Raw genomic sequence first — 21,436 nt, forward strand, 5'->3', positions numbered from 1 at the left:
TCCCGACTCCGCGTCAAGGGGCGCAGGACCCTGCGCCTATCGTTGCTCCAGCGCTCAGTTAAAAGCACAGCCGAACCTGCCGCTCGCGTTAGGACAGCAAGGACAGCGATGCCCACCGACACCACCGCCTCCACGGGCCAGCAGCCCGGCAAGTCCGGCAGGAGAAAGGGGCGCAAAGCCCGACTGGTCCTGCTCGTCCTGGTGCTGGCCCTCATCGGGGGCGTGGCCTTCGGGGGGTACTGGTCCGTCAGCACCGTCCGGGCCTCCTTCCCGCAGACCAAGGGCACCCTCACGCTCAAGGGCCTCTCGGGACCGGTCGAGGTCAAACGCGACAACTACGGCATTCCGCAGATCTATGCCTCGTCCGACGCGGACCTGTTCATGGCGCAGGGCTACGTCCAGGCGCAGGACCGGTTCTACGAGATGGACGTACGCCGCCACATGGCCTCCGGGCGGCTGTCGGAGATGTTCGGCAAGAGCCAGGTCGACAACGACGAGTTCCTGCGCACCCTCGGCTGGGACCGGGTCGCCAAGAAGGAGTACGACACCAAGCTGTCGTCCTCCACGAAGAAGTACCTCCAGGCGTACTCCAAGGGGGTCAACTCCTACCTCCAGGGCAAGGACGGCAAGGACATCTCCCTGGAGTACGCGGCGCTCGGCTTCACCAACGACTACAAGCCGCAGAACTGGACCCCGGTCGACTCGGTCTCCTGGCTGAAGGCGATGGCCTGGGACCTGCGCGGCAACATGCAGGACGAGGTCGACCGCGCCCTGCTGACCAGCCGCCTCGGCCCCAAGCAGATCGCCGACCTGTACCCGGCGTACCCCTCCGGCCGCAACAAGGCGATCGTCCAGGAGGGCCAGTACAGCGAGCTGACGGACACGTTCGAACAGGGCGGCACGAGCGGCACGTCCGGCGGCTCCACAGGCGCAGGCACCGGCGCAGGCGGCTCCACCGGAACCGGCACCGGCACCTCCACCGGTACCGGGAGCGGCTCCGGCGCGGAGGGCCTCCAGAGCCAGCTCACCGGCCTCACCAAGGTCCTGGACGACCTCCCGCCGGCCGTCGGCGTGAACGGCGACGGCATCGGCTCCAACTCCTGGGTCGTCTCAGGGGAGCACACCATCACCGGCAAGCCGCTGCTGGCCAACGACCCGCACCTGGGTCCCTCGCTGCCGTCCGTCTGGTACCAGATGGGCCTGCACTGCCGCAGCGTCTCCAGCTCGTGCCAGTACGACGTCAGCGGCTACACCTTCGCGGGCATGCCCGGCGTGATAATCGGTCACAACCAGGACATCGCCTGGGGCATGACCAACTCCGGCGTCGACGTCACGGACCTCTACCTGGAGAAGATCACCGGCAACGGCTACCAGTACGACGGCAAGATCAAGCCTTTCCAGACACGCGAGGAGACCATCAAGGTCGCCGGCGGCGAGTCCAAGAAGATCGTCGTCCGCGAGACCGACAACGGGCCCCTGCTGTCGGACCGCGACGAAGAGCTGGTGAAGGTCGGCAAGAAGGCCGGAGTCAACACCGCCGCACCCGACAGAGGCGACGGCTACGGCGTCGCGCTGCGCTGGACCGCGCTGCAGCCGGGCACCACCATGGACGCCGTCTTCGCCATGGACAAGGCGAAGGACTGGAACGGCTTCCGCAAGGCCGCCGCGCAGTTCGAGGTGCCCTCGCAGAACCTGATCTACGCGGACACCCAGGACAACATCGGCTACACCCTCCCGGGGAGGATCCCCACGCGCCCGGAGGGCGACGACGGCTCGATCCCCGCGCCCGGCTGGGACCCCAAGTACCGCTGGACGGGCTACGTCGACCAGGACGCGCTGCCGTACGAGTACAACCCGGAGCGCGGCTACATCGTCACCGCCAACCAGGCCGTGATCGACCCGGACAAGTACCCCTACACGCTCACCAAGGACTGGGGCTACGGCACGCGCAGCCAGCGCATAAGCGACCTGATCCAGTCGAAGATCAAGAACGGCGGCAAGGTCTCCACGGACGACATGCGCCAGATGCAGCTGGACAACAGCAGCGAGATCGCCCGGCTGCTGGTGCCCACGCTGCTGAAGATCGACCCCGAGAACAAGGACGTCCGCGAGGCGCAGAAGCTCCTCGAGGGCTGGGACTACACCCAGGACGCCGACTCGGCCGCCGCGGCCTACTTCAACGCGGTCTGGCGCAACGTCCTCAAGCTCGCCTTCGGCAACAAGCTGCCCAAGGAGCTGCGGCCCAGGGGCCAGTGCCTGTACGTCGACCCGGTCAACACCACCGGGCCCGCCGACGAGGCCGAGAAGGTCCGCGAGTGCGGCCAGCGCGCCCCCGACCAGGCGCAGCCCGACGGCGGTGACCGCTGGTTCGAGGTGGTCCGCAAGCTGATGGAGCAGCCCGACAGCGACTGGTGGAAGACGCCCGAGGCGGGCACCCGCCCCCAGGCCGTCAACCGCGACCAGCTGTTCAGGCGGGCGATGATCGACGCCCGCTGGGAGCTGACCGCCAAGCTCGGCAAGGACATCGACAGCTGGAGCTGGGGCCGGCTGCACCGCCTGTTCCTGGACAACCAGACCCTCGGCTCCGAAGGCCCCGGTTTCGTGCAGTACGCCCTCAACCGAGGCCCGTGGGAGCTCGGCGGCGGCGAGGCGACGGTCAACGCGACCGGCTGGAACGCCGCCGGCGGCTACAACGTCGTCTGGGTGCCGTCCATGCGGATGGTCGTGAACCTCGGCGACCTCGACAAGTCGAAGTGGATCAACCTCAGCGGCGCGTCCGGGCACGCCTACAGCGCCCACTACGTCGACCAGACGGACAAGTGGGCCGAGGGCGAACTGCTGCCGTGGTCGTACTCGGACAAGGCGGTCGAGGACAGCGCGACCGACAAGCTGGTGCTCAAGCCGTGAGCCGCTGACGCCCGCACGACGAGAACGGCCCTCCACGCGCGCGTGGAGGGCCGTTCTCGTGTCAGCCGGTCCGCTCCCCGAACCGCCGCACCCCCGAGGGAGTCACCACCGCGTGCACCGGCCGGTCGTGCGCCTCCTCCGGGACCCGCTCGACCACCTCCGTGTCGTACAGCAGCACCACCAGGGAAGGCCGGGCGCCCGCCCGCTCCAGCCGCGCCAGGACTCGGTCGTACGAGCCGCCGCCACGCCCGAGCCGCAGCCCGCGCGAGTCGACCGCGAGTCCCGGCAGCAGCACGGTGTCGGCACCGGTCACGGCGTCCGGTCCGAGGCGCTCGCCGGAGGGCTCCAAGAGCTCCATCCTGCCGCCGCCGTGCCGGACACGCGCGAGCGAGCCCTCGCCTTCGTAGACGCCCCAGTCCAGATCGTTGTCGGCCAGCAGGGCCGGAAGAAGGACGCGCACGCCCCGGGCGCGCAGCGTGTCCAGGAGCGCGAGCGTCCCCGGTTCACTCCCCACGGAGACGTACGCGGCGACCGTGCCGGCCCGCGCCAGATCCGGCAGCTCCAGCGCCCGCGCGGCCAGTGCGGCCGAGGTTTCCCGCAGGTCATCCGCCGTCAACCTGTTCCTCACCGAGAGGAGCTCTCGCCGCAAACTCCGCTTGTCAGGCTCGCCCGGACGCCCGATGTGACTCAATGGTTGCTCCCGTATCGTGCTAATACGCTCGTATGAGCGCTCATGAAACGGAGCGGCAGATTCCGCCCAAAGACACCGGATATGGTGGCGGGCATGACTCAGTCGCACCCTCGGATCAGCAAGGCTGTCATTCCCGCAGCAGGCCTCGGCACCCGGTTCCTGCCGGCCACCAAAGCCACTCCCAAGGAGATGCTGCCGGTCGTCGACAAGCCGGCGATCCAGTACGTGGTCGAGGAGGCCGCCGGCGCGGGTCTCGACGACGTCCTCATGGTGACGGGCCGCAACAAGCGCCCCCTCGAGGACCACTTCGACCGCAACTACGAACTGGAGTCGGCGCTTCAGAAGAAGGGCGACGCCGGCCGCCTCGCCAAGGTCCAGGAGTCCAGCGACCTCGCGACCATGCACTACGTCCGCCAGGGCGACCCCAAGGGCCTCGGCCACGCCGTCCTGTGTGCCGCCCCGCACGTGGGCGAGGAGCCCTTCGCCGTCCTCCTCGGTGACGACCTCATCGACCCCCGCGACCCCCTGCTCCAGCGCATGGTCGAGGTCCAGGAGCAGCGCGGCGGCAGCGTCATCGCGCTCATGGAGGTCGCCCCGGAGCAGATCCACCTCTACGGCTGCGCCGCCGTGGAGACCACCGAGGACAGTGACGTCGTCAAGGTCGGCGGCCTCGTCGAGAAGCCCGACCCGTCCGACGCCCCGTCGAACTACGCGGTCATCGGCCGCTACGTCCTCGACCCGCACATCTTCGACATACTGCGCCGGACCGAGCCGGGCCGCGGCGGCGAGATCCAGCTCACGGACGCCCTCCAGCAGCTCGCGGCCGACGAGAAGATCGGCGGCCCGGTGCACGGCGTCGTCTTCAAGGGCCGCCGCTATGACACCGGCGACCGCGGCGACTACCTGCGTGCCATTGTCCGACTCGCATGCGAACGTGAAGACCTGGGCCCGGACTTCCGGACCTGGCTTCGCAGTTACGTAGCCGAGGAGATGTAACACGTTGAGCAGCGCCGCGCCCCGCACCCCCGTCCAGGACCACTCGGGCCCCGACCACCTCTGGTCGGTGGACGAGCATCTGGAGGACATCCTCACCACCGTCCGCCCCCTGGAACCCATCGAGCTGCAGCTGCTCGACGCGCAGGGCTGCGTCCTGGTCGAGGACATCACGGTGCCGGTGTCCCTGCCGCCGTTCGACAACAGCTCCATGGACGGCTACGCGGTACGGGTCGCGGACGTGGCGGGCGTGAGCGAGGAGTTCCCGGCAGCCCTGGAGGTCGTCGGGGACGTGGCGGCGGGCCAGGCCGAGCCGGTCCACGTGGGCCCCGGCCAGGCGGCCCGCATCATGACCGGCGCCCCGCTGCCGCCCGGCGCCGAGACCGTCGTGCCCGTCGAGTGGACCGACGGCGGACTCGGCGAGGGCCCGGTGCACGGCATGCGCGCCCGCAGCCTCGGCCCCGAGGGCGCCTCGGGACATGTGCGGGTGTACCGGCCGGCCGAGGCACGCGCGCATGTGCGCGCGCAGGGCAGCGACGTGAAGGCCGGCGACCGCGCCCTGCGGGCCGGCACGATCCTCGGCCCGCCCCAGATCGGCCTGCTCGCCGCGATCGGCCGCGGCACCGTACGCGTCCGCCCGCGCCCGCGCGTGGTGGTGCTCTCCACCGGCAGCGAACTCGTCCAGCCCGACGAGAGGCTGCGCACCGGTCAGATCTACGACTCCAACAGCTTCGCCCTCACCGCCGCCGCCCGCGACGCCGGCGCCATCGCCTACCGCGTGGGCGCCGTCGCCGACGACGCCGAGACCCTGCGCTCCACCATCGAGGACCAGTTGGTCCGCGCCGACCTGATGGTCACCACGGGCGGTGTCAGCGTCGGGGCGTACGACGTCGTCAAGGAAGCCCTGTCCCACGTGGCCGACGAGGACGAGGCGGGCAGCGGCATCGAGTTCCGCAAGCTCGCCATGCAGCCCGGCAAGCCCCAGGGCTTCGGCTCCATCGGCCCCGACCACACCCCGCTGCTGGCCCTGCCCGGCAACCCGGTGTCGTCGTACGTCTCCTTCGAACTGTTCGTCCGCCCCGCGATCCGCACCCTCATGGGCCTGGACGACGTCCACCGGCCGACGACCCGGGCCACCCTGGCCGCCGACAAGGCGCTGACCTCGCCGAAGGGCCGCCGCCAGTTCCTGCGGGCCACCTGCGCCGACGGCCGGGCGACCCCGGTCGGCGGCGCCGGATCCCATCTGGTCGCGGCCCTCGCCCACGCGGACGCCCTGATCGTCGTCCCCGAGGGCACCGAGTCCGTCGAGCCCGGCGCCGAGGTCGAGGTGGTCCTGCTCGGCCGATAGCCGCTGGTTGGGGGTACCGTGTCGCGCACAGCAGGCCCGGACCGGGAGCGCCACACAGCATGAGCACGCAGGATCCCCCTACGCAGGACACTCCTCCGCAGGACCGACTGACTCACATCGACGACGCCGGCGCCGCCCGCATGGTCGACGTCTCGGAGAAGGACGTGACCGCGCGCACCGCCCGCGCCAGCGGACGCGTCCTCGTCTCGCCCCGCGTGATCGAACTGCTGCGCGGCGAGGGCGTCCCCAAGGGCGACGCCCTCGCGACCGCGCGGATCGCCGGAATCATGGGCGCCAAACGCACCCCCGACCTGATCCCGCTCTGTCACCCCTTGTCGGTCTCCGGTGTGAAACTGGACCTGTCGGTCGCGGACGACGCCGTGGAGATCCTGGCCACCGTGAAGACCACGGACCGAACGGGAGTCGAGATGGAGGCCCTCACCGCGGTCTCCGTCGCCGCGCTCACCGTGATCGACATGGTCAAGGCGGTCGACAAGGGAGCGGTCATCACGGACGTACGGGTGGAAGAGAAGACGGGCGGTAAGTCGGGCGACTGGAGCCGGGCATGACGTATCGCGCTCTCGTCGTCACCGCCTCCAACCGGGCCGCCGCCGGGATCTACGAGGACAAGGGCGGCCCGATGGTCTCCGCCGGTCTGAAGAGCTTCGGCTTCGAGGTCGACGGCCCTCAGGTCGTCCCGGACGGCGACCCCGTCGAGGCGGCCCTGCGCGCCGGTGTCGAAACCGGCTACGACGTCATCGTCACCACCGGCGGCACCGGCATCTCGCCCACCGACCGCACCCCCGAGGCGACCCGCCGGGTGATCGACCACGAGGTGCCGGGCATCGCCGAGGCCATCCGGGCGTTCGGCCGGGAGAAGGTGCCGACCGCGGCGCTCTCCCGGGGCCTGGCCGGAGTGGCCGGCGGCACGCTGATCGTCAATCTGCCCGGCTCCAGCGGAGGCGTGAAGGACGGACTGGCAGTCCTGGAGCCGCTGCTGGTGCACGCCGTCGAGCAGCTCCGAGGCGGCGACCACCCCAGACCCGGCCCGGGGGGTGCGAACTGAACAGCGCATCCTGGCCCGTCGAGCTGGTGGACGGCGACATCGTCCTCCGGCCGATAAAGCTGCGCGACCAGCGGGCATGGCGCGAGGTCAACCGGCGCAACCGCGACTGGCTGCGCCCCTGGGAGGCCACCATTCCGCCGCCCGCGCCCGGCGGGCCGCTCGCGCACCGCCCGACCTTCCGCCAGATGGTGCGGCACCTGAGGTCGGAGGCGCACGCGGGCCGGATGCTGCCCTTCGTCATCGAGTACCAAGGGCGGCTGGTGGGGCAGTTGACGGTCGCCGGGATCACCTGGGGTTCGATGTGCTCGGGCCACGTCGGTTACTGGGTGGACGAGTCGGTGGCCGGGCGCGGGGTGATGCCGACGGCGGTGGCGCTCGTCGTGGACCACTGTTTCCGCACCGTCGGACTGCACCGCATCGAGGTCTGCATTCGCCCCGAGAACGGGCCCAGCCGCCGGGTCGTGGAGAAACTCGGATTCCGTGAGGAGGGGCTCAGGCCCCGTTATCTCCACATCGACGGGGGCTGGCGCGACCACCTCGTGTTCGCGCTCACGGCGGAAGAGGTGCCCGACGGGTTGCTGCGCCGCTGGCACCGGGCACGATCGCAGAGCAATCCGGGAATCCGGCACCGACCCGGAAATTGAATATGTGTTCGAAAATGATCGGCCAGTGACCGTCTCAGGGCAATGAATTCCCGACCTGGGCGGTCTGCTGATCGCATCGGTCACAAAAAAAGTTCGAAATATCAGCCAGATCGTGCGACACACCGGCTCAATTGGCAGATGGCCTCACGCAAACCCCTCTACGGTGTGAGACGTGAGCAGCAGCGGCCTCATCTACGCAGTCATTGTCGGGGCCTGGGCCGCCTACTTGGTGCCGATGTGGCTCCGTAGGCAGGACGAGCTGAACGAGGCCCGTCCGACGGAACGCTTCAGCACCGCCATCCGGCTGCTTTCCGGCCGGGCGGGGATGGAGCGCCGGTACGCCAAGGACCTGCGGGCGCGCTCCACCGAGGAGGGGGAGCAGGGCGCCGACGAACCGGATGCCGTCACCGACTCGGTGGACGTCCGGGCCTTCGCCGTGTCCAAAACGCGTCCGCAGACCCAGGCACCCGTACCGTCGCCCGCCTCGGAACAGCAGGCGCGAGCGGAGCAGCCGGCCCGCCCGGCACCCGCGTCGAACGCGGCGTCCGCGGCCCGCGGGGAGGGCCGTGTGCCCGCCGCCCGGCGCCGCCCGTCGCCGCAGGCCCAGGCGGCCGCGGCACGTGCCCGGCGCTCGAAGGTGCTCGCGCGCCGTCGGCGCACCACCACCATGCTGTTCCTCGCCTTCACCCTCGGCGCGATCGTCGCCGCGGTCGGAGGCCTCGCGTTCCTGTGGGCGCCCGGCGTGCCCGCGGTCATGCTCAGCGTGTACATCGCCTATCTGCGCTCGCAGGAGCGCCGCCGCTTCACGTACCAGATGGACCGCCGCCAGGCCGAGCTCGCGGCCCAGAGGCTGCGGGAGCGGCAGCGTCAGCCCGGCCGGCGGGCCGGTGCCGACCAGGAGGCCGACGAACCGGAGGACGGTCCCGGGCCGGTGACCGACCCCGGCCTGTCCGCCCTCGCGGCCGACCGGCGCGCGCTCGTCGAGCAGACCGACCACGCCGAGTGGGTCGACCAGCAGCGCGAGCGGCAGCGGCGCCCCGGGCAGAGTGGTGACAGCTGGGAGCCGGTGCCGGTGCCCCTGCCGACCTATGTGACCGCACCGGTCGCCCCCCGGGCCACCAGTGACGTCGACCTCGGGGCCCCCGACACCTGGAGCTCGGCCCGGTCGAGCACCGTCACCCCGGACCTGGAGGACGACGCCGACCTCCCCGGCGAGCCGGAGCCCCACGCGGAGCAACGGGCGGACGGCGACGACGCCCGCAGCGACGCCCGCCGCGCGGCCTCCGCACGGCGGGCCAGGGAGCGCGGCCGCACCCCGCTGTTCGACCAGTACGAGGACGGGGACCGGCCCCGGGCCGCCAACGAGTAACCCTCGAACCCGCAGGTGACCGCCCCTCGGGAACGGATTTCCAAGCAGGCCGATCGGGGTGCTAAGGTTTCACTCGTTGCAAGGGCCTGTGGCGCAGTCTGGTAGCGCACCTCGTTCGCATCGAGGGGGTCTGGGGTTCAAATCCCCACAGGTCCACGCACAGCTCAGAGCCCCGGTCGGGAATCCCGACCGGGGCTCTGACGTATGTTCAGCACCCCACGCGTCAGAGGCTCTTCGCGAAGCAGCGGCTCGACTCGTAGTGGCGGTAGTAGCCGAACTTCCCGCACGGCTCGTAGCCGCTGGAGGTGTACAGGGATATGGCCTCCGGCTGCTTCGTTCCGGTCTCCAGGACCATGCGGGTGCGGCCCGCCGCGCGGGCGTCCTCCTCCAGGGCGGCCAGGATGCGGCGCGCCAGGCCCCGGCCGCGCATGCCGTCGACCACGTACATGCGCTTGATCTCGGCGTCGCCGTCCAGGTTGCCCTCGTCGTTCGCGTCCTGGGTGCGCCAGCCGCCCGAGGCGACGGGGGAGTCGTGCTCGTCGTACGCGATCAGGTAGGTGCCGTTCGGCGGTGCGAAGTCCGAGGCGGCCATGGTCGTGGCGTCGCCTCCGTCGCCGTAGCGGACGTGGTACTCGGCCTGGACCTGGTCGTTGAGCTTGGTGGCGTCGGGGTGGTCGAAGGGGACCCGGCGTATATGCATGCTGAGTACCGTATGTCAGTTCATGTTCGGTCCGGAACTGGACCTCGTCCAGGGGGCCGGTATCGTGCCGGGGTGCTCACTGTGACCTCTGTGAATGTGAATGGACTGCGTGCCGCCGCCAAGAAGGGCTTCGTGGAGTGGCTGGCGGCGACCGACGCCGATGTGCTGTGCCTGCAGGAGGTGCGCGCCGAGCCCGAGCAGCTGCCCGAGCATGTCCGCGCACCCGAGGGGTGGCATGTGACACACGCGCCGGCCGCCGCCAAGGGGCGGGCCGGGGTGTCCCTGTACAGCCGCCGTGAGCCCGACCGGGTCCAGGTCGGGTTCGGGTCGGAGGAGTTCGACGCCGGCGGGCGGTACGTGGAGGCCGACTTCCCGGGCGTCACCGTCGCCTCCCTCTATCTGCCCTCGGGTGAGGTCGGCACCGAGCGGCAGGACGAGAAGCTGCGCTTCATGGGCGAGTTCCTCGCCCATCTGAAGGGGCTCAGGGAGCGGGCCGCCGCCGAGGGCCGCGAGGTCCTGGTCTGCGGCGACTGGAACATCGCCCACCAGGAGGCCGACCTCAAGAACTGGCGCGGGAACCGGAAGAACTCCGGGTTCCTGCCGGAGGAGCGCGAGTGGCTGGGACGCGTGCTCGAACCGGCGGACGGTGGCTACGTCGACGTCGTACGGGCGCTGCACCCCGAGGTCGAGGGGCCGTACTCGTGGTGGTCGTACCGGGGACGGGCCTTCGACAATGACTCAGGTTGGAGGATCGATTACCACCTGGCCACGCCGGGGCTCGCCGGGCGGGCGGTCAAGGGGTTCGTCGAGCGGGCCGCCACGCATGAGGAGCGGTGGTCCGATCACGCGCCCGTGACCGTGGTCTACGAGCGTTAGGGCCTGCGCATCCGCCGGTCCAGCGCCAGCGACAGTTCCGCCTCCACCACGCTTCTCGCCAGCGGGCGCAGGCGGGGGAGGTCGGTCGGGGAGGCGTGGCGCAGGACCAGGGCCGTGAAGAGTTCGGCCAGGGCGTCGGCGTGGGTGCGGACCTGTTTGGCGGCGTCGAGGACGTCGGCGAGGGGGATGCCCTCGTGGACCAGGGCCGAGGAGACGTCGAGGAGGCGGCGGCTGATGTGGACGATCTCGTCGCCGTCGGTGCCGAGGTAGCCGAGTTCCATCGCGGCGGCGAGGTTCTCGGGCGTGGTCTCGCCGGCGAAGTGGTCGGCGAGTTCCTCGGGGGTGAGGTGGACCGGCTCCTCCTCGGTGGGGGCGCCTCCGACGCCGAGCAGGTCGCCGACGTCCCGGCCGTTGTCGAAGGCCTCCGCGAGTTCCGCGATGCCGCTGAGGGTGTGGCCGCGTTCCAGGAGGGCCGTGATCGTGCGCAGCCGGGCCAGGTGGTGGTCGTCGTACCAGGCGATACGGCCTTCGCGGCGGGGTGGCGGGATCAGTTTGCGTTCGCGGTAGAAACGCAGGGTGCGCACCGTGATCCCGGCCAGGCGGGCCAGCTCTTCCATGCGGTATTCACGCTTCTCGGCCACCTGGGCACCTTAAGGCGTACCACGGGTAACTTCCTCGTTCCGCCCCCTACCCATCAGTACGCCGCTGCCCTACGCTCCCATTGCGCCAGTGTTCACTGGCATGGTTCTCGTGGTGTGTGGAGGTGTCGGCATGGGCGAACGCGAACACGAACGCGAGCACGTACGGGTCGCGGTGGTCGGGTCCGGGTTCGGCGGGCTGGGGGCCGCCGTGCGGCTGCGCCGCGAGGGCATCACCGACTTCGTCGTCCTGGAGCGCGCGAGCAGCGTCGGCGGCACCTGGCGGGACAACAGCTACCCGGGGTGCCGGTGCGACGTGCCCTCACACCTCTACTCGTTCTCCTTCGCGCCCAACCCCGAATGGCCGCGCACCTTCTCCGGGCAGGAACACATCCGCGCCTATCTGGAGCACGTCACGGACGTGTTCCGGCTGCGGCCGCACATCCGCTTCGACTCGGAGGTGAAGCGGATGACGTGGAACGCCGAGCGGCTGTGCTGGGACATCGAGACCAGCAGCGGGAACCTGTCGGCGGACCTGGTCGTGTCGGCGACCGGGCCGCTGTCCGATCCGAAGGTGCCGGAGATACCGGGGCTGGAGTCCTTCCCCGGCAAGGTCTTCCACTCGGCCCGCTGGGACCATGACTACGACCTGCGCGGCAAGCGCGTCGCGATGGTGGGGACCGGGGCCTCGGCCGCCCAGATCGTGCCGGCCGTCCAGCCGGAGGTCTCGCGCCTGACCCTGTTCCAGCGGACCCCGCCGTGGGTCATGCCCCGCGTCGACCGGAACATCAGTGACGGCGAGCGGTGGCTGCACCGGCAGCTGCCCTTCACCTCGCAGCTGCGGCGCGGACTGCTGTGGGGCCTGCGGGAGTTGCAGGTGCAGGCGTTCACCAAGCACCCGAAGCAGCTCGGCCTCGTCGAGGAGCTGGCCCGGCGCAACATGGCCCGCTCCATCAAGGACCCGGCGCTGCGGGCGAAGCTCACCCCGGACTACCGCATCGGCTGCAAGCGGATCCTGCTGTCCAGCGACTACTACCCGGCGCTCGCGCAGCCCAACGTGGACGTGGTCGCGAGCGGGCTGGCCGAGGTCCGCGGATCGACCCTGGTCGCCGCCGACGGCAGTGCGGCCGAGGCGGACGCGATCGTCTTCGGCACCGGGTTCCACGTCACCGACATGCCCATCGCTGACCGGGTCGTGGGCGCCGACGGACGGACCCTCGCGGAGACCTGGAAGGGCGGCATGGAGGCCCTGCGCGGTGCCTCCGCCGCCGGGTTCCCCAACTGGATGACGATCATCGGGCCCAACACGGGCCTAGGGAACTCCTCGATGATCCTCATGATCGAGTCCCAGCTGAACTACCTGGCCGACTACGTCCGCCAGCTCGACGTCCTCGGCGGCCGGGTCGCTCTCGACGCCCGGCCGGACGCCGTACGGGACTGGAACCACCGGGTGCAGGAGCGCATGAAGCGCACGGTGTGGAACACCGGCGGCTGCACCAGCTGGTACCTCGACGCGAGCGGCCGCAACACCACCATCTGGCCCGGCACGACAGGCGAGTTCCGGCGGGCCACGCGACGGGTCGACCTCGCCGAGTACGACGTCCTGCGCGTCCCCGCGCGGAAGGAGGCCGAGAAGGCCGGGGTGGACGCGTGAGCCGTCTCCTGCACGTCGACTCCGGCCCCTACGCCCCGCCCGCCCCCGGGCGCGAACTGACCGCCGTCTCCGCGGACGGCGCCCGGCTGCACGTCGAGATCCACGGCCCCGACGGTGCCCCGGCCGTCGTCCTCGCCCATGGCTGGACCTGCTCCACCGCGTTCTGGGCGGCGCAGATCCGCGAACTGGCCGCCGACCACCGGGTCATCGCCTACGACCAGCGCGGCCACGGGCGCAGCCCCGCGAGCCCCGCGTGCAGTGCCGAGGCGCTCGCCGACGACCTGGAGGCCGTACTCGAAGCCGCCCTGGCGCCCGGCGAACAGGCCGTGATCGCCGGGCACTCCATGGGCGGCATGACCGTGATGGCGGCCTCCGAGCGGGCCGGCTTCCGGGCGCACGCGGCCGCCGTCCTGCTGTGCAGCACGGGCAGTTCGCAGCTGGTCGCCGCCTCCACCGTCGTACCGATCCGGGCCGGACGGCTGCGCACCTGGCTGACGCGGCGGATCCTCGGCTCCCGGGCGCCGCTCGGCCCGGTCACACCGCTGGCCCGCCGGATCCTCAAGTACGGCACGATGGGCGCCGGTTCGGCCCCGCACATGGTCGAGGCGTGCGCCCGCATCGTGCACGCCTGCCCCCGCAAGGTCCGCCACTCCTGGTCGCAGGTCCTGGACCTGCTCGACCTCGACCACGGCGTGCGTGAGCTGCGGGTGCCCACGGCCGTCGTCGTCGGTACGGCGGACCGGCTGACCCCGCCGGTCAAGGCCCGGGCCCTGGCCGCCGCGCTGCCGCAGTGCACCGGGCTCACCGAACTGCCCGGCATCGGCCACATGACGCCCATCGAGGCGCCGGAACTGGTCGGCGGCATGATCCGGGAACTCGTCCACGCACACATCCGGCCCGTCCGGGTCGTATCCGAGGAGAGCGCATGAGCAGGGTGAACCTCGAGGGGAAGGTCGCCGTGGTGACCGGCGCGGCGCGCGGCGTCGGGGAGTTGCTGGCCCGCAAGCTCTCCGCGCGCGGCGTGAAGGTGGCGCTGGTCGGCCTGGAGCCGGACGCGCTCAAGGAGGTCTCCGGGCGGCTGCACAGCGACAGCGACCACTGGCACGCCGACGTCACCGACCACGAGGCGATGGCCCGGGTCGCGAGTGAGGTGAAGGAGCGCTTCGGGAGGGTCGACATCGTCGTCGCCAACGCCGGTGTCGCCACCGGCGGTCCCTTCGCCGACTCCGACCCGGAGTCCTGGCGGCGGGTGATCGAGGTCAACCTGATCGGCTCGGCGGTGACCGGCCGCGCCTTCCTGCCGATGCTGCTCCAGAGCCGGGGGTATCTGCTCCAGATCGCGTCCCTCGCCGCGATCACCCCGGCGCCGATGATGACCGCGTACTGCGCGTCCAAGTCCGGCGTGGAGGCGTACGCGCACAGCCTGCGCGCCGAGGTCGGGCACAGGGGCGTGAAGGTCGGCGTCGGGTATCTGTCGTGGACCGACACCGACATGGTGCGCGGGGCCGACCAGGACGACGTCATGCGGGAGTTGAGGCAGCGGCTGCCCTGGCCGTCCAACAAGACCTACCCGCTGGGCCCGGCCGTGGACCGGCTCGTGGCCGGGATCGAGAACCGGTCGAGCCATGTGTACGGGCAGTGGTGGCTGCGCGGCATGCAGGGCGTGCGGGGATATCTGCCCGGGGTCATCGGGACGGTGGGCCAGCGCGAGATGCGGCGGTTCGCGGACCGGCTGACGGGCATGCGCACGGGCCTCGTCGGGGCGGGCGGAGCGGCCGATGAACAGCAGCGGAACACGCTCCGTAAGTGATCGACATGCGCAGGGTCACGACCCGTGTGAATCTGATCGAGCCAGATCCCCTCACCCCCAACGGGAGTGAACCCACATGGGTATGAAGGACCAGTTCCAGGAGAAGTCCGAGCAGTGGCAGAACCAGGCCCGTCAGAAGGCCGACCAGGCCCGCGAGCAGATGCAGGGCCGCGGTCGCCGGCGGGACGAGGACATGGACTCGCCGCAGCACCCGCAGCGCTCGCAGAACCCGCAGAACCCGCAGCGTGACCGTGAGCGGGAGCGCGAGCAGGACGACCGCTTCGACCAGGACTACGACGCCTGACGACGCGTGCTGAAGGGGAAGGGGCGCCTCGCGCGGGGCGCCCCTTCCTCGCGTCCTCGCGGCCTCATGCGCGCGGCGGCAGCTTCGGCCGGGAGCGGTCCGGTACGTCGCTGTACGTCGGCGGCACCGCCGCCGGATTGCTCTCCAGCAGCCCGAGCGCCAGCTCCACCGCGTCGGTCAGCTGGGCGTGGCGGCCCTCCGCCCAGTCCAGCGGGGTGCGCAGGACGTCGATGTCGGGGGCGACGCCCCTGTTCTCCACCGACCAGCCGTAGGCGTCGAACCAGGCCGCGTTCATCGGCACCGTGATCACCGTGCCGTCCCCCAGCTCGTGGCGGCCGGTCATGCCGACGACACCGCCCCAGGTCCGCTGCCCCACCACCGGGCCCAGCTTCAGCAGTTTGAACGCGGCGGTGATCATGTCACCGTCGGAGGAGGTCGCCTCGTCCGCCAGCGCCACCACCGGCCCCCTCGGCGCGTTCGAGGTGTACGACACGGGCTGGGCGTCGCGGGTCAGGTCCCAGCCCAGGATCGTGCGGCTCAGCGTCTCGATGACCAGCTCGCTGATGTGGCCCCCGGCGTTGCCGCGTACGTCCACGATCAGCGCGGGCCGGGACACCTCCATGCGCAGATCGCGGTTGAACTGCGCCCAGCCCGAACCGCCCATGTCCGGGATGTGTAGATAGCCGCAGCGGCCGCCGCTCAACTCCCGTACCACCGCGCGGCGTTTGGCCACCCAGTCCTGGTAGCGCAACGGCCGCTCGTCCACCAGCGGGACGACGGCGACCCGCCGGGGCGGCCCCGCGCTCTCTGCCGGGGTGAAGGTCAGTTCCACCGTGGTACCGCCCGCGCCCGCCAGCAGCGGATACGGTCCCGCGTGCGGATCGACCGGGCGGCCGTCGACATGGGTGAGGACCGCGCCCTCCCGGATGCCCGTGCCGGCCAGCGGGGAGCGGGCCTTGGAGTCGGAGGAGTCGCCGGCCAGGATCCGCAGCACCGTCCAGCCGCCGTCCCGGCGTACGAGGTTGGCGCCCAGCAGGCCCTGGCGGCGCTGGTAGTGCGGCGGGCCCTCGTTGCGCCGGGCGGCGGTGACGTACGCGTGGGAGGTGCCCAGCTCGCCCAGCACCTCGCGCAGCAGGTCCGCGAACTCGTCCGGGGAGGCGACCCGTTCGACCAGCGGGCGGTACTGGTCCAGCACCCCGGCCCAGTCGATGCCGCACATGCCCGGCTCCCAGAAGTACGCCCGGATCAGCCGCCCGGCCTCCTCGTACGCCTGCCGCCACTCGGCCGCCGGGTCGGCCACGTGCAGGATGCGGCGCGCGTCGATCCACACCGTCGAGTCGGCGTCGCCCGACTCGACGGCGGGCACCGCGCGCAGCTCGCCCTCGTCGACCACGACCAGTCTGCTGCCGTCGCCGCTCACCGCGAACCAGTCGAGATGGCCGACGAGTTCGGTCCGCTTGGCCTTGGTGATGCCGAAGTGCTCCAGGGTCGGCCGGCCGCTGGTGTCGTCCGGGTTGGCGAACGTCTCGCCCAGCGCTCCCGAGATCGGCCAGCGCAGCCACACCAGCCCGCCGCCCGCGACCGGGTGCAGCGCCGAGTACTTGGAGGCGGCCACCGGGAAGGGCGTGACCCGGCTCTCGAGACCCTCGGCCTCGACGGTCACCGCCCCGCCGTCCCCGTTCTCGTCGTCCTCCACCGGGTCCAGGCCCCCGGCGGCCGGACGGCCCTCCGGGTTCACCGCGAACGGGGAGGGCGTCGCTGAGGACAGCGGCACGAGGTAGGGGCGGCAGCCCAGCGGGAAGGACAGGTCGCCGGTGTGCACGTCGTAGACGGGGTCGAAGCCGCGCCAGGACAGGAAGGCGAGGTAGCGGCCGTCGCGCGTGAACACCGGGTTCTCGTCCTCGAAGCGGCCGTTGGTGACGTCGATGACGGCACCCCCCTCGACCCTGGCCAGCTTGATCTGCCGCAGGGTCCGCCCGATACCCGGATGCGACCAGGTCAGCCACGCCCCGTCCGGGGAGAACGCGAGGTCGCGCACGGGCCCGTTGACCGACCGGATCAGCTCGGTGACCTCACCGTCCGAGTCGTCGGTGTCCTCGGTGTCCTCGGTGTCCTCGGTCACGTCCACGAGGAGCAGCCGCCCGTCGTGCGAGGCGACGGCGAGGCGCTCGCCCTCGGGGTCCGAGACCAGCTCGCGCACCCGGCCCAGGGCGCCCGGGGCCAGCCGCCGCGGTCCGCGGTCGCCGGACGCCCGGGGCAGCGAGGCGATCTCGATCGCGTCCTCGCCCTCCGCGTCCGTCACATACGCCACCCGCCCGCTCGCGCCGAGCATCTCCGGCATCCGCACCCGGACGCCCGGGGTGTCGGTGAGGGTGCGGGCGGGCCCGTCGCGGTGGGTGAGCCAGTACAGACTGCCGCGTACGACGACGGCACTGGCCCGGCCGGTCTCGTCGACCGAGATCCCGTCGAGGTGCTGGGCCGCCGCCACCTGGTACGGGCGCCGCCCCGCGCGCGGCCCGCCCATCCGTACGTCAAGCCGCCGCGGCTCGGAGTCCGGCGACAGGTCGTCGACCAGCCACAGGTCGCCCGCGCACTGGTACACCACCCGTGTCCCGTCGCTGGAGGCGTGCCGGGCGTAGAAGGCGTCGTGGTCGGTGTGACGGCGCAGGCCGGAGCCGTCGTCGGCGCACGAGTAGAGGTTGCCGACGCCCTCGTGGTCGGAGAGGAAGGCGATCCGGCCGCCGACGAACATGGGGGAGTGCAGATGGCCGCCGAGGCCTTCGAGCAGCCGTTTGCCGTGCAGCCACAGCCGGCCCGTGGCACCGCCCCGGTAGCGCTTCCACGAGGCCGGCTCGTGCGGCGGGGTGCCGGTGAGGAGAAGGCTCTTGCGTTCGCCGTCCAGGTCCGCGACCTGGAGGTCGGAGACCGGCCCCCAGGGCAGTTTGCGGCCCGGGGCGCCGTCGAGAGGGACCTTGTAGCCCCAGGTGAAGAAGGAGAAGGGCTCGCCGTGCGAGGCCACGGCCAGGATCTCGCCGTCCGGGGTCCAGCCGCAGACCCGGGTGTCGGCGCTGCCCCAGTGGGTCAGCCGGCGGCCCGGCCCGCCGTCCACCGGCACGAGATGCACCTCGGGCAGCAGGCTGCGCCAGCTCGTGTACGCGAGGTGGCGGCCGTCGGGGGAGAAGCGGGGGTGGCCCAGCTTGGCGCGGTCGACGGTGAGCCGCCAGGCGCGGCCCGGGGCATCGAGCGGGGCGAGCCAGAGGTCGTCCTCGGCCACGAAGCACAGCAGGTCGTCATGGAGATGCGGCAGACGCAGATAGCTCACGTCCCCATGCTTTGCCTCGGGGCTTACCGCAGCAAGTTATGACAAACAGGCCTCCGTGACGCAGCACACGTACGAAACGGTTTCGTTTCTCTAGGCGCTGCGCTAGATTCCTCTTGTGCCGGAGAAGGAAGGTGAGCGAGATGGCTGAGGCCGCCACCGCGCGTCGCAGTCGGATCACCCCCGAGCGGGAGGCCGAGCTGTACGCGGCCGTGCTCGACCTGCTCCGGGAAGTCGGCTACGACGCCCTCACCATGGACGCCGTGGCAGCGCGCACCCGGTCCAGCAAGGCGACGCTCTACCGCCAGTGGGGCGGCAAGCCGGAGCTGGTGGCGAAGGCGGTCCGGCACAACAAGCCGGGCGACATCGCCGACGTCGACACCGGATCCCTGCGCGGCGACCTCCATGCCCTCACCGCGCGTGAGGACGACTGCGCCATGCAGCAGAACGCCGCGCTGATGCGGGGCCTGTTCATGGCGGTGCACGCCAACCCGGACCTCCTCCAGGCCTTCAAGGAACTGCTCATCGAGCCGGAGATGGAGGAGTTCCAGCGGGTGGTGCGCAGAGCGGTCGACCGCGGCGAGGTCCGCGCCGACTGCCCGGCACTGGACTACGTCGTGCACATGCTGGTGGGCGCCTTCGCCACCCGCACGCTGATCGACGACCAGCCGCCGACGCAGGCCTTCCTCACCTCGTACATCGACGCCGTGGTCCTCCCCGCCCTCGGCATCCCCACCAGCTGAGTCCCCTCGGGTTCCCCCAGCTGAGCCATCCCCACCGCAGCACCTGACGCGATCACCGCTCACGTCGTCGGGCTGATCACCCCTGCCCTGAAACACCCCACGACCTGACCGGGAGTACGCCCTCGTGGCCACTTTCCTCTACAAACTCGGCCGGCTCTCGTTCCGGCGGCGGCACTTCGTCGCCCTGATCTGGGTGGCTCTGCTGACCCTCGCCGGTGTCGGCGCGGCCAGCGCCCCCGCCGCGGGCAACAGCTCGTTCTCCATCCCCGGCACGGAGGCCCAGAAGGCCTTCGACCTGCTGGAACAGCGCTTCCCCGGCGTGAGCGCCGACGGAGCCACCGCACGCGTCGTCTTCAAGGCGCCGAGCGGCGAGAAGATGACCGACCCCGGCAACAAGGCGACGGTCCGGGAGGCCGTCGAGGAACTCGCCGACGGTTCCGAGGTCGCCCGCGTCACCGACCCGTACCAGGCGAAGGCCGTCAGCAAGGACGGCACGATCGCCTACGCGCAGGTGTCGTACAAGGTCTCCGGCATGGAGCTGGAGGACTCCTCCCGCGACGCCCTTAAGGACAGCGCGCGGGACGCGCGCGAGAGCGGGCTGACCGTCGAGATCGGCGGTGACGCCCTCCAGACCGTCCCGCACACCGGCTCCAGCGAGATCATCGGCATCGCGGTCGCCGCGGTCGTCCTCGTCATCACCTTCGGCTCACTGGTCGCGGCCGGTCTGCCGCTGCTGACGGCGCTCATCGGCGTGGGCATCGGCGTCTCCTCGATCACCGCCCTGGCCAGTGTGCTGGACCTGGGCTCCACGACCTCCACCCTGGCGATGATGATCGGCCTGGCGGTCGGCATCGACTACGCCCTGTTCATCGTCTCCCGCTACCGCGCCGAACTGGCCGAGGGCCGCGACCGCGAGGAGGCGGCGGGCCGGGCCACCGGCACGGCGGGCTCGGCGGTGGTCTTCGCGGGCCTGACGGTCGTGATCGCGCTGGTGGGTCTGTCGGTCGTCAACATCCCGATGCTGACGAAGATGGGTATCGCGGCGGCGGGCACGGTGGCCATCGCGGTGCTGATCGCGCTGACCATGGTCCCGGCGCTGCTCGGCTACGCGGGCCGGAAGGTGAAGCCCATGGGGGAGAAGGGCAAGCGGTTCGGCCGGGCTTCGAAGAACCCGTCGAAGGAGCCGTCGAACAAGCCGGAGCGCCCCAACCTGGGCACGCGCTGGGCGAGCTTCGTCGTCCGCCGCCCGGTCGCGGTCCTGCTGCTCGGTGTCATCGGCCTCGGCGCGGCGGCCGTCCCGGCGTCGAGCCTCGAACTGGGCCTGCCGGACGACGGCTCCCAGCCCACCTCCACCACCCAGCGCCGCGCCTACGACCTGCTGTCGGAGGGCTTCGGTCCCGGCTTCAACGGCCCGCTGATGGTCGTCGTCGACGCGAAGGACAGCGACGACCCGAAGGCGGCCTTCGCTCAGGTCGGCGACGAGATCAAGGGCCTCAAGGACGTCGTCACGGTGACGCCGCCGGCACCCAACAAGGCCGGCGACACGGCCACCATCACCGTGATCCCCGGCTCCCAGCCGTCCTCCGTGACGACGGAGAACCTGGTGCACGGCATCCGGGACGCGGGCACGGACATCAAGGCCGACACGGACGCGAGCGTCCTGGTCACCGGCAGCACGGCGATGAACATCGACGTCAGCGAGAAGCTCAACGACGCGCTGATCCCCTACCTGGTCCTGGTGGTCGGCCTGGCCTTCCTCCTGCTGATCGTGGTCTTCCGCTCGATCCTGGTCCCGCTGAAGGCGGCCCTCGGCTTCCTGCTGTCGGTGATGGCCGCCCTCGGCGCGGTGGTCGCGGTCTTCCAGTGGGGCTGGCTGTCGGGCCTGATGGGCGTGGAGCAGACCGGCCCGGTCATGTCGATGATGCCGATCTTCATGGTCGGCGTGGTCTTCGGCCTGGCCATGGACTACGAGGTGTTCCTGGTGACCCGGATGCGGGAGGCCTACGTCCACGGGGAGAAGGCCGGCCAGGCGATCGTGACGGGCTTCCGGCACGGCGCCCGGGTGGTGACGGCCGCTGCGGTCATCATGATGGCGGTCTTCGCCGGCTTCATCGGCTCGTCCGAGTCGATGGTCAAGATGATCGGCTTCGGCCTCGCGATCGCGGTCTTCTTCGACGCGTTCATCGTCCGCATGGCGATCGTCCCGGCCGTCCTGGCCCTGCTCGGCCGCAAGGCCTGGTGGCTGCCCAGGTGGCTGGACCGGGCCCTGCCCAACGTGGACGTCGAGGGCGAGGGCCTGCGCCCGGACTCGGACCGCGGGGACACGGACCGGGAGCTGGTACGCGCCTGACGTTCCACCGCTTCTGAGAATCCG

At 71.2% G+C, this 21,436-nt stretch carries 18 protein-coding genes and 1 tRNA gene; 15 read left to right on the top strand and 4 right to left on the bottom strand.

Going from position 1 to position 21,436, the window contains the following annotated elements:
* Positions 1-108 precede the first annotated feature (108 nt).
* Positions 109-2,907, top strand: a complete 2,799-nt coding sequence (locus tag ACZ6I3_RS22450) for a penicillin acylase family protein (RefSeq protein WP_469416788.1) — start codon at positions 109-111, stop codon at positions 2,905-2,907.
* 61 nt (positions 2,908-2,968) lie between these two features.
* On the opposite strand, the gene ACZ6I3_RS22455 is transcribed toward ACZ6I3_RS22450, so the two are convergent.
* Entirely contained in the window at positions 2,969-3,598 is a 630-nt protein-coding gene (locus tag ACZ6I3_RS22455; RefSeq protein WP_469416790.1) for a 5-formyltetrahydrofolate cyclo-ligase, read from the bottom strand.
* A gap of 93 nt (positions 3,599-3,691) precedes the next feature.
* Here ACZ6I3_RS22455 and galU point away from each other — a divergent pair, with 93 nt between their 5' ends.
* The 7 genes from galU (at position 3,692) to ACZ6I3_RS22490 (ending at position 9,174) form a co-directional block, all read left to right on the top strand.
* Complete coding sequence (galU, locus tag ACZ6I3_RS22460; protein WP_382585005.1) at positions 3,692-4,594, top strand: UTP--glucose-1-phosphate uridylyltransferase GalU; 903 nt, start codon at positions 3,692-3,694, stop codon at positions 4,592-4,594.
* 4 nt (positions 4,595-4,598) lie between these two features.
* Positions 4,599-5,939 carry a molybdotransferase-like divisome protein Glp gene (glp, locus tag ACZ6I3_RS22465; protein WP_469416792.1) on the top strand — a complete coding sequence of 447 codons (1,341 nt, stop codon included), beginning with the start codon at positions 4,599-4,601 and terminating at the stop codon, positions 5,937-5,939.
* A gap of 59 nt (positions 5,940-5,998) precedes the next feature.
* Positions 5,999-6,508: a cyclic pyranopterin monophosphate synthase MoaC gene (moaC, locus tag ACZ6I3_RS22470; protein ID WP_189726848.1), complete on the top strand. Its 510-nt coding sequence runs from the start codon at positions 5,999-6,001 to the stop codon at positions 6,506-6,508.
* Positions 6,505-7,005 carry a MogA/MoaB family molybdenum cofactor biosynthesis protein gene (locus ACZ6I3_RS22475; protein WP_469416794.1) on the top strand — a complete coding sequence of 167 codons (501 nt, stop codon included), beginning with the start codon at positions 6,505-6,507 and terminating at the stop codon, positions 7,003-7,005. Before moaC ends, ACZ6I3_RS22475 begins: the two co-directional genes overlap by 4 nt.
* Before the next feature lie 23 nt (positions 7,006-7,028).
* A complete protein-coding gene (locus ACZ6I3_RS22480; RefSeq protein WP_469417015.1) occupies positions 7,029-7,649 on the top strand; it encodes a GNAT family N-acetyltransferase in 621 nt (206 codons plus the stop codon).
* Between the two features lie 172 nt (positions 7,650-7,821).
* Entirely contained in the window at positions 7,822-9,018 is a 1,197-nt protein-coding gene (sepX, locus tag ACZ6I3_RS22485) for a divisome protein SepX/GlpR (protein WP_469416795.1), read from the top strand.
* A gap of 82 nt (positions 9,019-9,100) precedes the next feature.
* Positions 9,101-9,174: transfer RNA gene (locus tag ACZ6I3_RS22490), tRNA-Ala, on the top strand.
* A gap of 67 nt (positions 9,175-9,241) precedes the next feature.
* On the opposite strand, the gene ACZ6I3_RS22495 is transcribed toward ACZ6I3_RS22490, so the two are convergent.
* Positions 9,242-9,718: a GNAT family N-acetyltransferase gene (locus tag ACZ6I3_RS22495; RefSeq protein ID WP_469416797.1), complete on the bottom strand. Its 477-nt coding sequence runs from the start codon at positions 9,716-9,718 to the stop codon at positions 9,242-9,244.
* A gap of 81 nt (positions 9,719-9,799) precedes the next feature.
* Here ACZ6I3_RS22495 and ACZ6I3_RS22500 point away from each other — a divergent pair, with 81 nt between their 5' ends.
* The gene (locus ACZ6I3_RS22500) at positions 9,800-10,594 is read left to right on the top strand and encodes an exodeoxyribonuclease III (RefSeq protein ID WP_469416798.1); all 795 of its coding nucleotides are present in this window, start codon (positions 9,800-9,802) and stop codon (positions 10,592-10,594) included.
* On the opposite strand, the gene ACZ6I3_RS22505 is transcribed toward ACZ6I3_RS22500, so the two are convergent.
* Positions 10,591-11,235, bottom strand: a complete 645-nt coding sequence (locus ACZ6I3_RS22505) for a MerR family transcriptional regulator (RefSeq protein WP_469416799.1) — start codon at positions 11,233-11,235, stop codon at positions 10,591-10,593. The two genes, ACZ6I3_RS22500 and ACZ6I3_RS22505, sit on opposite strands and share 4 nt — an antisense overlap.
* 130 nt (positions 11,236-11,365) lie before the next feature.
* Here ACZ6I3_RS22505 and ACZ6I3_RS22510 point away from each other — a divergent pair, with 130 nt between their 5' ends.
* From ACZ6I3_RS22510 to ACZ6I3_RS22525, 4 genes are all read left to right on the top strand, one after another.
* Positions 11,366-12,886 (top strand): flavin-containing monooxygenase, encoded by a 1,521-nt coding sequence (locus ACZ6I3_RS22510; protein WP_469416800.1) that lies wholly within the window; start codon positions 11,366-11,368, stop codon positions 12,884-12,886.
* A complete protein-coding gene (locus tag ACZ6I3_RS22515) occupies positions 12,883-13,815 on the top strand; it encodes an alpha/beta fold hydrolase (protein WP_469416802.1) in 933 nt (310 codons plus the stop codon). Before ACZ6I3_RS22510 ends, ACZ6I3_RS22515 begins: the two co-directional genes overlap by 4 nt.
* Positions 13,812-14,696 carry an SDR family oxidoreductase gene (locus tag ACZ6I3_RS22520; protein ID WP_469416803.1) on the top strand — a complete coding sequence of 295 codons (885 nt, stop codon included), beginning with the start codon at positions 13,812-13,814 and terminating at the stop codon, positions 14,694-14,696. The genes ACZ6I3_RS22515 and ACZ6I3_RS22520 overlap by 4 nt, the downstream gene beginning before the upstream one ends.
* A 76-nt stretch (positions 14,697-14,772) precedes the next feature.
* Positions 14,773-15,000: a hypothetical protein gene (locus ACZ6I3_RS22525; protein ID WP_469416805.1), complete on the top strand. Its 228-nt coding sequence runs from the start codon at positions 14,773-14,775 to the stop codon at positions 14,998-15,000.
* A gap of 64 nt (positions 15,001-15,064) precedes the next feature.
* Here the strand turns inward: ACZ6I3_RS22525 and ACZ6I3_RS22530 are convergent, their stop codons facing one another.
* A complete protein-coding gene (locus ACZ6I3_RS22530; protein WP_469416807.1) occupies positions 15,065-18,322 on the bottom strand; it encodes a S41 family peptidase in 3,258 nt (1,085 codons plus the stop codon).
* 140 nt (positions 18,323-18,462) lie between these two features.
* On the opposite strand from ACZ6I3_RS22530, the gene ACZ6I3_RS22535 reads away from it, so the two are divergent.
* Together ACZ6I3_RS22535 and ACZ6I3_RS22540 are read left to right on the top strand one after the other, a co-directional pair.
* Positions 18,463-19,062 carry a TetR/AcrR family transcriptional regulator gene (locus tag ACZ6I3_RS22535; RefSeq protein ID WP_469416808.1) on the top strand — a complete coding sequence of 200 codons (600 nt, stop codon included), beginning with the start codon at positions 18,463-18,465 and terminating at the stop codon, positions 19,060-19,062.
* 124 nt (positions 19,063-19,186) lie between these two features.
* Positions 19,187-21,412 (top strand): MMPL family transporter, encoded by a 2,226-nt coding sequence (locus ACZ6I3_RS22540; RefSeq protein ID WP_469416810.1) that lies wholly within the window; start codon positions 19,187-19,189, stop codon positions 21,410-21,412.
* Positions 21,413-21,436: the final 24 nt, after the last annotated feature.

It is taken from the genome of Streptomyces sp. NPDC041940 (assembly GCF_055589465.1).

Coding starts and splice junctions, on each gene's coding strand:
- ACZ6I3_RS22450 (WP_469416788.1), top strand. CDS start 109: ATGCCCACCGACACCACCGCCTCCACGGGCCAGCAGCCCGGCAAGTCC.
- galU (WP_382585005.1), top strand. CDS start 3,692: ATGACTCAGTCGCACCCTCGGATCAGCAAGGCTGTCATTCCCGCAGCA.
- moaC (WP_189726848.1), top strand. CDS start 5,999: ATGAGCACGCAGGATCCCCCTACGCAGGACACTCCTCCGCAGGACCGA.
- ACZ6I3_RS22475 (WP_469416794.1), top strand. CDS start 6,505: ATGACGTATCGCGCTCTCGTCGTCACCGCCTCCAACCGGGCCGCCGCC.
- ACZ6I3_RS22495 (WP_469416797.1), bottom strand. CDS start 9,718: ATGCATATACGCCGGGTCCCCTTCGACCACCCCGACGCCACCAAGCTC.
- ACZ6I3_RS22510 (WP_469416800.1), top strand. CDS start 11,366: ATGGGCGAACGCGAACACGAACGCGAGCACGTACGGGTCGCGGTGGTC.
- ACZ6I3_RS22520 (WP_469416803.1), top strand. CDS start 13,812: ATGAGCAGGGTGAACCTCGAGGGGAAGGTCGCCGTGGTGACCGGCGCG.
- ACZ6I3_RS22525 (WP_469416805.1), top strand. CDS start 14,773: ATGGGTATGAAGGACCAGTTCCAGGAGAAGTCCGAGCAGTGGCAGAAC.
- ACZ6I3_RS22535 (WP_469416808.1), top strand. CDS start 18,463: ATGGCTGAGGCCGCCACCGCGCGTCGCAGTCGGATCACCCCCGAGCGG.